Here is an 11,307-nt window from a genome sequence, read left to right as displayed (position 1 = left end):
ATCTCTATGCTCCTCTGTATGTCTCTGTGTTATAGCTTTATCCCACTATTCATTACTGAATTAAGGCAATCTATAGCTTTCATCAATATTCAATATCGAATATCTGAAAAAAGCATTATAAAATAGTTAAGTTTATTACTTTTGGAAAATGAAAGGAATATCCCGGTACATTCTGTTGGCTTTGCTTGCAATTATGCTGAGCGCTGCCGCCGCGCATAAATATTATGTTGCAGTATTCCTGATAGAATTTTCCCCGAAAAAGAAAGTATTGCAAATGACATCACGCGTATTCATTGATGACCTTGAAGCGGCGTTCACGAAAAAATACAACCGGAAATTTTATCTGGGCGAAAAGCGGGAACTGCCGGAAACGGAAGAATACCTTACTAAATACTTTACCGAAAACGTAAAAATAAAGGTCAACGGCAAATCAAAAGCCATAAAATACATGGGAAAGGAAATCGAAAATGATATCCTGATATGCTATTACACCATACCTGCCGATTCGAAAATAAAGTCGGTTGAGGTAAGCAACACTATACTCTTTGATGCCTATCCAGAACAGCAAAACATTATAAACACCAAAATAAACAGTAACAAAAAAAGCCTGTTGCTGACTAATGATGAACCTTCGGGTTCACTTGAGTTTTAATACTACCATTTTATGAAAAAAGCGATCTGTTTATTATCCCTTGCCGCATCGGTTACTATGTCTGCACAGGATAAGCCGGCACAAAAGCGTGAAGGCGGCCATACTGATAACAATAAAATGAGCCAGATGTACGACCTTCTGGCCACGCCAAACATGTTCAGGACGGCATCGGGAGCGCCTGGCCCTGCCTACTACCAGCAACAGGCCGATTATAAGATGGATATTGAGGTCGACGATAAGAACACAAAACTTTACGGTAAAGAGACCATTACTTACCATAACAATGCGCCGGAGAGCCTTGATTACCTATGGGTTCAACTCGACCAGAACCAGAACGCGAAGGATTCCAAATCAAAGCTGATAGAAAGCCAGAAAATGGATCCGGCCTATAAGGCAGATGCTTTTTCGCGCCGTTATATGGAAGATGCCTTTGATGGAGGTTTCCGTATAGAGTATGTTCAGGATGCCAATGGCAAGCCCATGAAATACACCATCAACCAGACCATGATGCGCATTGACTTGCCTACGCCTTTGAAAAAAGGCGAGACCATTTCGTTCTCTATCAAGTGGTGGTACAACATCAATAATTACCGTGTTGTTGGCGGACGTTCCGGCTATGAGCATTTTGATAAAGACAATAATAACCTGTATGTAATAGCGCAGTTCTACCCGCGTATGGCCGTGTATAATGATGTGGAAGGATGGCAGAATATGCAGTTTTGGGGAGCAGGCGAATTTGCCCTGACCTTTGGGAATTATGAGGTGAACATCACTGTCCCTGCCGACCATATCATCGACGGTACCGGCGACCTGATGAACCGTGCCGAAGTGCTTACAGCCGAGCAGCTGAAACGCTATGAGCAGGCTACAAAGTCGTTCGATAAGCCGGTGGTTATCGTAACCCAGGCAGAAGCTGAGAAAGCCGAGAAAGGCTTTTCGGATAAAAAGAAAATATGGCGTTTCAATGCAAAGAATGTGAGGGACTTCGGTTTCTCCTCTTCACGTAAATTCATTTATGATGGTATGGCGGTACAGCTTGACGGTAAGACTGTTATGGCACATTCACTTTATCCAAAGGAAGCCAACCCTATGTGGGGCGAAACCTCAACAAGGGTAGTGGCTCATACGCTAAAAACCTATTCCAAATATACATTCGATTACCCGTACCCAAAAGCGATTTCGGTATCTGCTGAGGACCAGGGCATGGAGTACCCAATGATCTGCTGGAACTATGGCCGACCAGACGAGAAGGGCTATGTATCCGACAGGATAAAATATGGAAACATCGGTGTAATTATACACGAAGTAGGGCATAACTTTTTTCCGATGATCGTAAATTCTGATGAAAGGCAGTGGACGTGGATGGATGAAGGCCTTAATACTTTTATGCAATATCTCACCGAGCAGGAGTACATGCCGAATTATCCGTCTAACCGCGGTCCGGCAGCGAATATTGTGCCTTACATGAGTGGCGACCAAAGCTTTTTAGAGCCGATTATGACCAACTCTGAATCCATACACCAGTTTGGCTCCAACGCCTATGGCAAGCCTTGTACGGGGCTGAACATGCTGCGCGAAGTGGTTATGGGAAAAGAACTGTTCGACCATGCTTTTAAAACCTATGCAAACCGCTGGAAATTTAAGCATCCTACACCGGAAGATTTTTTCCGCACAATGGAAGATGCCTCGGCGGTAGACCTTGACTGGTTCTGGAGGGGATGGTTCTACACTACCGACTATGTAGATATGGGTATTCAGGAAGTAAAGCAGTACTATGTAACCGAAACACAGCCTGCCGCTATGAAGGAATACAAAATAAAAAAAGGCCGTTTTGGCGAAGAGGCTGGCCCGTTTGTTTATATGGTAGCAGAAGCTGATCTTGACAAACAGCAAAAAAAGGCTATGGATGCCAAAGATGTAAAACTGCTGAACGACTACCTTAAGGAGAAATTTTCGGCAGAAGACAGGGCAAAGCTAAAAGCGCCTAAATATTTTTATGAAGTTACGTTTGACAAGCCGGGCGGCATGCTGATGCCAATACTGGTAGAGCTTGCATTTGAAGACGGCACAGTTGAAAGCTACAATTTCCCGGTACAGATATGGAGGAAAAACAACCAAACGGCATCAAGGGTATTTGCAACCGACAAGCCGGTTAAAAAAATAACACTCGATCCGAAACTGCTTACCGCCGACATTGACGTAACCAATAACGTGTGGCCAAAAGAAGCGGTAAAAGACAAATTCGATACACTCGAAAATAAAAAGTAAACTGTGTTCAGGGTAAGGGCATTTAAAAAAAACCAGCCACGAATTACACAAATTATTCAAAAGATTAATTTACCGGGCCATTAAAATTAGCGGTAAGAGAATAAAATTTGTGGAAATTAGTGTAATTCGTGGCTAAACTTTCTTAAAATGCACATGGTGCATTTGCTTTAAACCAGTATTTTAAGTGCTTGGGATAATTAGGATAAATTCCTACCTTTGAAAAAAACCAACCTATGAAAAAAATACTACTATCCGCAGCATTGCTGTTATCCTTAAGCAACTTTGCCCAGGCGCCTATTCAGGCATTTTACAGTGCGTCTGTTATTCCCGAAGATGATAACATCACACATTATTTGCTGGTAAATTCTTCTACTCCGATCGACCAAAGCGCTATGGGCGCTAATATGGTATGGAATTTTGACAATCTGGCTGTGGTAACAAATACGGCGACATCGGTGAAGGCGCCAACAAGTACTGATCTTGCCAACTATCCCGGGACTACAATGGTGGTCGAAACCAATACGGAAGGTGGCAACCCCACATATTACTACCTTTCTGATACAGGCCAGGGCACTAACATCAGGGGGGCTAAAACATCACAGATAACACTAACCTATACCGCTGGCGGACTGATAGGGAATTTTCCAATGTCTGCAAACGAGCAGGTATGGGGTTCGGTTTCCGGGACTTTTGAAGGGAATGGCATTCAGGGCACTTTTTCAGGAAATGCAGGCAGCTCAGTAGATGCTTATGGAACCCTTACCGTAAACCAGGGTTTTACAGATACTAAAAATGTAACCAGGCTAAGGACCGATCAATTCCTTACCCTGAAATACATGGGCATTCCTGTAGGTACGCTTGACCAAACCATATACAGCTATTATAGCGCAGACCTTGTGGCTGGGCCCGTATTGAGGAGCATAACCACACATATAGTGGTTACATCAGCAGGTATAGACCAGACACAAAGCACACTTGAAGTATACGATCAGGCGACTAATGGAGTTGCAGATCACAAGGCGCTTGCCAAAATTGTTATAGCCCCTAATCCTGTTAAAGACGTACTACATTTTGAAGGTAATGACGAGATTGATTCAGTAAGGATAATTGATACGGCCGGAAGGGTAATAGCAAATGGTAAAACGAATGATATTCAGGTAAGCCAGCTTCCTGCAGGAATATATCAGGTACTTGTAAGCAGTCAGAGCGGCAGTGCGGTGCTTAAAATGGTTAAGCAATAATCCTAGTTAAAATTGTTATATCGGCAATCCCTTTCGATGTAACTTTACGTAACTTTGTTTAATAAATACACATAGTCATGTTTGGAATAGGCGGAGGGGAATTTTTCCTGATAATAATAGTGGTGCTTATGCTTTTTGGGTCGGATAAGATACCCGAGATAGCGCGCACACTTGGAAAAGGGATGCAGCAGCTGAAGAATGCTACCAACGACATAAAAAGCGAAATACATAATAGCGCCGGAATAGAAGATATTAAAAAGACATTTACCGAAATAGGCTCTGAAGATGTGTCGAAAGATATAACGGGCGAGATCGAAAAAATGAAAGAACATATCGAAGATACCTCGGGTCCTATAAAACGCATCAGGTAATATGCTTGAATATTTGCAGCAGCTCGACAGGGATGTATTTATCTACCTCAATTCACTGGGGTCAGAGACTTTCGACCCGTTTTGGGAAGTCATAACAAAACAGGTAAGCTGGATCCCGGTTTTTGCAATCATACTTTATCTTGCATTCAAAAGGCTCGGCTGGCGTCACGCACTGTTGGTTGTAGGCATGATTACACTATTGCTGTTGCTTACCGACCAGACTACCAATCTTATAAAAAATAGCATACAGCGTCTTCGCCCCGGTAACAATCCGGAACTTGAAGGACTTATAAGGGCGATACAGCGCAGGGGATCATTCAGCTTTATATCAGGGCACGCTTCTAACTCTATGGCAGTCGCTTTCTTTTTATACAGGGTGCTGCACCCGTATATAAAATACATGGGCTTTTTCTTCCTTTGGCCGCTCATTTTTGCCTATAGCCGCATTTATCTGGGGCTCCATTATCCCGGAGATATATTGATGGGATACTTGTTTGGCCTGTTTACAGGATGGCTGGTACTAAAGTTGTATGTGTACCTTCGTGACCGTTTCTTCCCTGAGCATGAAAAATTAGATCACCCGACTAACAGTGAGCCCGTCACGAATGGGTAACAAAACCGTTTCTACACGCGGGTCATCTTTTAGCAGCCGGTTGTATTCCAGTAATACATTGGTGCTTTTATCGTTGGGTTTTACCTTTTCCAAAACCTTTCCGCTCCACAATACATTATCAGATAATATAATCCCGCCCTTGCGCATCATCGGCACGATCATTTTGAAGTAATTGATGTAATTCTCCTTATCAGCATCGATAAAAACAAGGTCGAACTTTTTATTGAGCTTAGGGATGATTTCCAGTGCGTTGCCCAAATGCTGTGTTATTCTGTCTTTCCAATCTGACATCCCGAAATATTTTCCCTGAAAATCATACAATTCCTCATTGTTGTCAATGGTATCAAGCGTGCCGTTTTCCTGCAGCCCTTCTGCAAGGCAAAGAGTGGCATAGCCGGTATACGTACCTATTTCGAGGATATGCTGCGGAGATACGAGTTTTGCTATCATGCTTAACACCCTTCCCTGGAAATGCCCGCTGAGCATACGTGGCTGTAGTATTTTCTGGTGGGTTTCGCGATTTAGCGCAGTCAGCAGTGGAGGCTCATTTTCGCTATGGGATGCTGCGTAATCTTCCAGTTCTTCGGATATGAAATGCATGGTAATTTTTTTGGTAAAAGTAATAAATGCAAAACAGTTCTTAAATTCTATGGAATATTTTTAAACAGTAATAAGCAATATTACAAAATGCGTTATTTTTACGACCCTAAACCTAAACGAATGAAACTTAAATTTACTTTTTTGCTGATGCTGCTCGTAAGCATTGGCTACAGCCAGGTGACTAACGAAGGTAAGCCTGCAAGCTGGAAACTCCATCTTGAAAACCTGGCGCCGGTCACCATGCCGAAGTTCGACCTGAAAGCCCTGGAGTCCGAAGACAAGGCCAACGAGAACAGGAAAGATATCCCGTGGCGTTTCGGAACGGAGTTCTTTGTAGACCATAACCTGCAAAATAGCGGGAGCTGGCATACGCTGCCGAATGGCGACAGGATTTGGAGGATACGCTACATGTCGAAAGGCGCAAAAACCCTGAACTTCCTTTTCACCGATTTTTACATGCCGAAAGGGGCTAAGGTATACCTTTATAATAATGACCACACCGACCTGTTGGGTGCCTATGATGAATCCCAGAACAATGATCAAAGGGTACTGGGTACATGGCTTGTAAAAGGCGAAGATATCTGGATCGAATATTATGAGCCGCTCGCCGTTGCAGGACAGGGAAAACTCGAAATATTCAAGGTGGTGCACGGTTACCGTACTTCGGATGGTATGATGAAAGCCGTGGATGACAGCCTCAACAACTCCGGCGACTGCAACTATGATGTGGAGTGCTACATGGGTGATATAGATGGGCTTAAAGATATTAATAAGAAAGCCGTGGCGCTCTTAATTACCGGTGGGGACAGCTTTTGTTCCGGTGCTCTTGTAAACAATACCAGTAATGACGGCACGCCTTATTTACTTACCGCCAATCACTGCTACGACAACCCTTCGGAGTGGTCCTTCCGCTTCAATTGGATAAGCCCTAACCCGGTTTGTTCCGGTACCGAAGCAAGCACTACCAATGCACCAAATTTTTACCAGACCGCAAGTGGCGCCACATTAAAGGCCAGACGTGGTGAAAGTGATTTCTGTCTTGTGCGGATTACGGCAACCCTGCCTTCAGCATGGGATTTGGTCTGGGCAGGATGGGACCGTACGGATACCACACCTGCTTCTACTTTTGGTATTCATCACCCTGCGGGCGATATCATGAAAACATGCCGCGATTTCGATGCGCCTTCACCTCAGGTTGATGGCGATGGCGTTAGCCTTTGGGTTATCGGCAGTTGGGATATGGGCGTAACGGAAGGTGGCTCATCAGGTTCGCCGTTATTTAATAATGAAGGGCGTATAATTGGCCAGTTATTCTACGGCCTGGCTGACTGCAACGGAACACAAAACAATGGCTTATTTGATGCCTTCGGGCGTTTTGCTGTATCATGGGATGCCGGTTCCACCGCTGATACGAGGCTAAAAGAATGGCTCGACCCTGCAAATACCGGCGCTACTACTGTAGATACTTATCCTGCACAGGAAACACTTGCGCTGAATGCCAAAATAATCCTCTCGGAAATAGGCCTGCAGGAATGCAGTGCTACTATTTCACCGGTTGTAAAGCTGATCAACATGGGTACGCAGCCACTGGTATCGGCGCAGATCAATTATACGCTGAACGGTGGTACGCCTGCTGTATACAACTGGACAGGCAACCTTGCCGGCAACCAGGCTACAGATATCGAATTGCCGCAATTTAATGGCGCATCGGGCGAAAATGTACTCAATATAAACCTCACGCTCCCAAATGGCGGGACTGATGATGATACGGCAAACAACACGGTATCGTCAACGTTTGTGGCAAGGGTATTTGATATTACCAATATTACTTTCGATCTGTTTACTGATTCCTATTCGGACGAAACTTCATGGGAACTCAGGAATGAGGCAGGCGATATTTTATACAACGGCGATAACTACAATGCATTCCAGAATTATAGCGAAACATTCAGTCTTACAGAAGAGGGATGCTATACCTTTACGATCTTTGATACAGAAGGCGATGGGATCTGCTGTGCTTATGGTCCCGGGCAATATACGCTTACTACAGCAGGCGGCACGGTTATAGCCGAGGGAGGCTCATTCGGTAACTCAGAATCTATAAGCTTCAGGCTTCAGGACACTACAGGCACGGGCGAAAATTCACTTAGCGCAACAGTTAAGGTATATCCTAACCCTTCTAATGGGATTTTCAATATCATCGGTAGCGCTTCATCACTAAAATATGAATTGTACAATGTGCTTGGACAGCAGGTTAGGGCTGGAGAATTGGCTTCTGGCTCAGGTATGCTGGATATTTCATCGGCAGCAAACGGTGTATATATTCTCAAACTGTCTGACGTATCAGGAAAACAGGCCAATTACAAACTGGCGAAAAAATAAATTTTGAGGTAGCCCGGGCTATGCGGCAGGAGTGTAGCTGTTCCCCTCTTGAGAGCTATCGTGTATACACATCTTTTTAGTGCTATTTAAAAGCACCTGCTTTGAAGTGTTGGTTGTAAGGCCTTAGGTTAGAAAAGGTCGCGCAAAGTCGCAAAGACGCAAGGTTGTGTACGTGAAAACATTGCATCGTAATGCTTTGCGGTTTGAAGTATTATGATTCCGGCCTGAGTCTTGGCGGCTTTGCGCCTTTGCGTGATAATCATTTCCACAAAAAGACGCAAAGATGTAGAAAATGCAAATTTAGATTTGTGTCCACACGATAGTCTTGAGAGGGGTTAGGGGTGTGTTACTAATAAAAAGAGGTTGTTCGAAATAATTTCGGACAGCCTCTTTTCGGTTATGAAAATCCGTGAAAATCCGCTTCATCCGTGTTCCATCTTCTCCACAATTTCAATATTCGCAAATAGTTACTACCTTTGCACCATGCAAACGGAAAAGAAAGACATAAGGGCGCTTACAAAAGAACAGCTTCGCGATTTTTTTGTGGCAAATGGGGATAAGGCATTCCGGGGCAACCAGGTATACGAATGGCTGTGGAGCAAACGTGCCCACAATTTTGACGATATGACCAATGTTGCCAAGCCTACGCGGCAGATGCTTGAGGATAACTTTGTCATCAACCACATACATGTGGACGAGATGCAGCAAAGCAGCGACGGTACGGTAAAAAATGCTGTCCGCCTACACGATGGGCTGGTTGTAGAGTCAGTACTAATACCCACAAAAACCCGGACTACCGCCTGTGTATCAAGTCAGGTAGGGTGCAGCCTTGACTGTAATTTTTGCGCAACCGCAAGGCTTAAGCGCATGCGTAACCTCAACCCGGACGAAATATACGACCAGGTTGCCGCTATAGACAGCGAAAGCCGCCTGTACCACAACAGGCCATTGTCTAATATCGTTTTTATGGGCATGGGCGAGCCGCTCATGAACTATAACAATGTGCTGAAGGCTATAGAAAAGATCACTTCTCCCGAAGGGTTGGGAATGTCGCCAAAGCGCATTACCGTTTCTACTTCAGGTTTACCCAAAATGATAAAAAAGCTTGCCGACGACGAGGTACGATTCAAGCTGGCAGTATCACTGCACTCGGCAATCGATGAGATACGCTCGAAGATCATGCCTTTCAGTGCAAATTTCCCGCTTAAAGACCTTAAGGAATCATTAGAATATTGGTACAGCAAGACCAAGAGCCGCGTTACCTATGAGTATGTCGTTTGGAAAGGTATCAACGACAGGAAAGAAGACATCGACGCTTTGGTTAGATTTTGCCGTTACGTACCTTGTAAAGTAAACCTGATTGAATACAACCCTATTGATGACGGCGAGTTCCAGCAGGCCGACCCCGAAGCAATTGAAGCCTACATAAAAGGATTGGAACGCGATGGTATTGTGGTAAAAGTACGCCGCAGCCGCGGAAAAGACATTGATGCTGCCTGCGGGCAATTGGCTAATAAGAATGAAGCTGCCTCGTAAGCGGAGGCATTATTTTTAGTGGACTTATTTCTGGACGATACACTGTAAAAACAAAAGAGGCTGCCCGATCTTCAGGCAGCCTCTTTTTATAAGGAACTCAACTAATTTGCGTAATTGAGGGAAAGATCTTTAAAGATTGTTTCAGCAGGGATCGAAAAACCGAGGCCTTCTACACCAATACCGAAAACTTTAGCATTTACTACACCTATAAATTCGCCATTCTTGTTCACAAGTGCACCGCCGCTGTTACCCCCATTTACACTGGCATCAGTCTGTATCATGTTGTTTTTTTCATATGTCCTGAAACCTGAAATGATACCTTTGCTCAACGATTGTCCAAGCTCAATGGATTTTGGCGTACCGATAGCGAATATTTCATCACCAACCCTATAGTTTTTCACAGTTGGGAGGATAAACGCATGCGCTACAACGGCATCTATCTTCAAAAGGGCAAGGTCCGAATATTCGTTTTTACGAACAAGCTTGGCATTATATTCTTTTCCTTCTTTTGTAATTACTGTAAGCTTGTCATTGGCCGAAACCACGTGGAAGTTTGTTATGATATAACCATCATTGGTAATAAAGCATCCACTACCGTGACCGTCTTTTGTTTTGATGGTAACAGTGGCATCCATTGCATCTTCAAGGTTCGATACCACAGCAGGGCGGTTCAGTCTTAGATCTTCCAGTTTTATCTCCTTGCTTTCTCCCTGTTCGAGCAGCTTAACAACATCTTTGGTGGCAAGGAATGTAAAAAACGACTCATTGATTGCATCTTCAACACTGTTTCTTACTACTTCTCCTTTAGCGCTCCATGCAAATTCGCCTGAAGTGCCACTCATCGTTTTTTTAAATTTCGACTGGTTGTACAAATCAAATATTTCCCACTCAATGTCCAGTTTTGTCATGAGGAAATTCATATATCTTTTGGAAGCGATAGTGTACACGTTGTCAAATTCAACTTTTTTAATCTTCGCGCTGATATATAATGTGTTAGTGTTACTTTTGAAGATGGTGTTCGTCGTATCTATATAATTATTCTTTTTCAGGATATCATTTACCGCATCTGTAAAGATGGAATTGTCAAATTTGATGTCTTCTTCAGCAGTACCCTTATCTTTAAACTTGTTTTTCTTTTTCTTGAGCTGCCTGTGCTTTATCTGTGTATACTTGATATCTTCTTTCTTAACATCGAAAGCAGTATTTTTAAGATAAACATATTTCTGCTCAGTGGTACGGGGAGCAATAGCTAACATATCGTCCTTAGACGTGGTTACCTCTTTCGGATAGTTGAAAGCTTTTGGTCCATAGTCCATAAAAGGTGGGTATAGTAATACTCCAAATGGTACCCATGACATTATATACAATGCTGATTTTCTGTCCTGATAATGGATTTTGTATATCGGCTTATAGCCATCCCGCTCTATGCGCACCTGCTTCATTATAGCGTCGCGTTTCATTTTCGCGACAACATTTTTTCCAGTTCCGGCAAGTACGTCGTCTACATATACTTTTGAGTCGTTAGAGCCTGTCACTATTGTTACCTTTTGCATCTTTGAGTTCAGAATAGAAGCACAGTTGGTAAAAAGCAGCGGGACAAGCACAAAAAATAAAATTTTAGTAAGATTTTTTTTCATAAAAATG

General features: G+C 43.5%; 9 protein-coding genes. 7 read left to right on the top strand and 2 right to left on the bottom strand.

The annotated features are described in order from the left end of the window. Window positions 1-148 precede the first annotated feature (148 nt). From AAEO56_RS04790 to AAEO56_RS04770, 5 genes are all read left to right on the top strand, one after another. A complete protein-coding gene (locus tag AAEO56_RS04790) occupies window positions 149-652 on the top strand; it encodes a DUF6702 family protein (protein WP_341695887.1) in 504 nt (167 codons plus the stop codon). A 12-nt stretch (window positions 653-664) separates the two neighbouring features. After that, entirely contained in the window at window positions 665-2,920 is a 2,256-nt protein-coding gene (locus AAEO56_RS04785) for a M1 family metallopeptidase (protein WP_341695886.1), read from the top strand. Between the two features lie 233 nt (window positions 2,921-3,153). Next, a complete protein-coding gene (locus AAEO56_RS04780; RefSeq protein ID WP_341695885.1) occupies window positions 3,154-4,161 on the top strand; it encodes a T9SS type A sorting domain-containing protein in 1,008 nt (335 codons plus the stop codon). Window positions 4,162-4,238: 77 nt separating this feature from the next. After that, a complete protein-coding gene (locus AAEO56_RS04775; protein ID WP_341695884.1) occupies window positions 4,239-4,532 on the top strand; it encodes a Sec-independent protein translocase subunit TatA/TatB in 294 nt (97 codons plus the stop codon). Between the two features lies 1 nt (window position 4,533). Next, window positions 4,534-5,145 (top strand): phosphatase PAP2 family protein, encoded by a 612-nt coding sequence (locus tag AAEO56_RS04770; RefSeq protein WP_341695883.1) that lies wholly within the window; start codon window positions 4,534-4,536, stop codon window positions 5,143-5,145. Here AAEO56_RS04770 and AAEO56_RS04765 read toward each other — a convergent pair. Then, the gene (locus AAEO56_RS04765; protein WP_341695882.1) at window positions 5,104-5,745 is read right to left on the bottom strand and encodes an O-methyltransferase; all 642 of its coding nucleotides are present in this window, start codon (window positions 5,743-5,745) and stop codon (window positions 5,104-5,106) included. The genes AAEO56_RS04770 and AAEO56_RS04765 overlap by 42 nt on opposite strands. Window positions 5,746-5,865: 120 nt before the next feature. Between AAEO56_RS04765 and AAEO56_RS04760 the strand changes: the two genes are divergently transcribed. Both AAEO56_RS04760 and rlmN read left to right on the top strand, forming a co-directional pair. After that, window positions 5,866-8,127 carry a T9SS type A sorting domain-containing protein gene (locus AAEO56_RS04760; protein WP_341695881.1) on the top strand — a complete coding sequence of 754 codons (2,262 nt, stop codon included), beginning with the start codon at window positions 5,866-5,868 and terminating at the stop codon, window positions 8,125-8,127. A 483-nt stretch (window positions 8,128-8,610) separates the two neighbouring features. Further along, on the top strand, window positions 8,611-9,663 hold the full coding sequence (gene rlmN / locus AAEO56_RS04755) for a 23S rRNA (adenine(2503)-C(2))-methyltransferase RlmN (RefSeq protein WP_341695880.1): 1,053 nt from the start codon (window positions 8,611-8,613) through the stop codon (window positions 9,661-9,663). 101 nt (window positions 9,664-9,764) lie between these two features. Here the strand turns inward: rlmN and AAEO56_RS04750 are convergent, their stop codons facing one another. After that, window positions 9,765-11,300, bottom strand: a complete 1,536-nt coding sequence (locus AAEO56_RS04750) for a S1C family serine protease (protein WP_341695879.1) — start codon at window positions 11,298-11,300, stop codon at window positions 9,765-9,767. Window positions 11,301-11,307 lie beyond the last annotated feature (7 nt).

It is taken from the genome of Flavobacterium arundinis, from assembly GCF_038289855.1.
GTDB classification, from domain to species: Bacteria; Bacteroidota; Bacteroidia; order Flavobacteriales; family Flavobacteriaceae; genus Flavobacterium; species Flavobacterium arundinis.
This window is presented reverse-complemented; position numbering and strand designations above follow the sequence as displayed.

What these genes read in the sequence shown, in the direction of transcription:
- AAEO56_RS04790 (WP_341695887.1), top strand. Translation starts at nt 149, where the DNA reads ATGAAAGGAATATCCCGGTACATTCTGTTGGCTTTGCTTGCAATTATG.
- AAEO56_RS04785 (WP_341695886.1), top strand. Translation starts at nt 665, where the DNA reads ATGAAAAAAGCGATCTGTTTATTATCCCTTGCCGCATCGGTTACTATG.
- AAEO56_RS04780 (WP_341695885.1), top strand. Translation starts at nt 3,154, where the DNA reads ATGAAAAAAATACTACTATCCGCAGCATTGCTGTTATCCTTAAGCAAC.
- AAEO56_RS04775 (WP_341695884.1), top strand. Translation starts at nt 4,239, where the DNA reads ATGTTTGGAATAGGCGGAGGGGAATTTTTCCTGATAATAATAGTGGTG.
- AAEO56_RS04770 (WP_341695883.1), top strand. Translation starts at nt 4,534, where the DNA reads ATGCTTGAATATTTGCAGCAGCTCGACAGGGATGTATTTATCTACCTC.
- AAEO56_RS04765 (WP_341695882.1), bottom strand. Translation starts at nt 5,745, where the DNA reads ATGCATTTCATATCCGAAGAACTGGAAGATTACGCAGCATCCCATAGC.
- AAEO56_RS04760 (WP_341695881.1), top strand. Translation starts at nt 5,866, where the DNA reads ATGAAACTTAAATTTACTTTTTTGCTGATGCTGCTCGTAAGCATTGGC.
- rlmN (WP_341695880.1), top strand. Translation starts at nt 8,611, where the DNA reads ATGCAAACGGAAAAGAAAGACATAAGGGCGCTTACAAAAGAACAGCTT.
- AAEO56_RS04750 (WP_341695879.1), bottom strand. Translation starts at nt 11,300, where the DNA reads ATGAAAAAAAATCTTACTAAAATTTTATTTTTTGTGCTTGTCCCGCTG.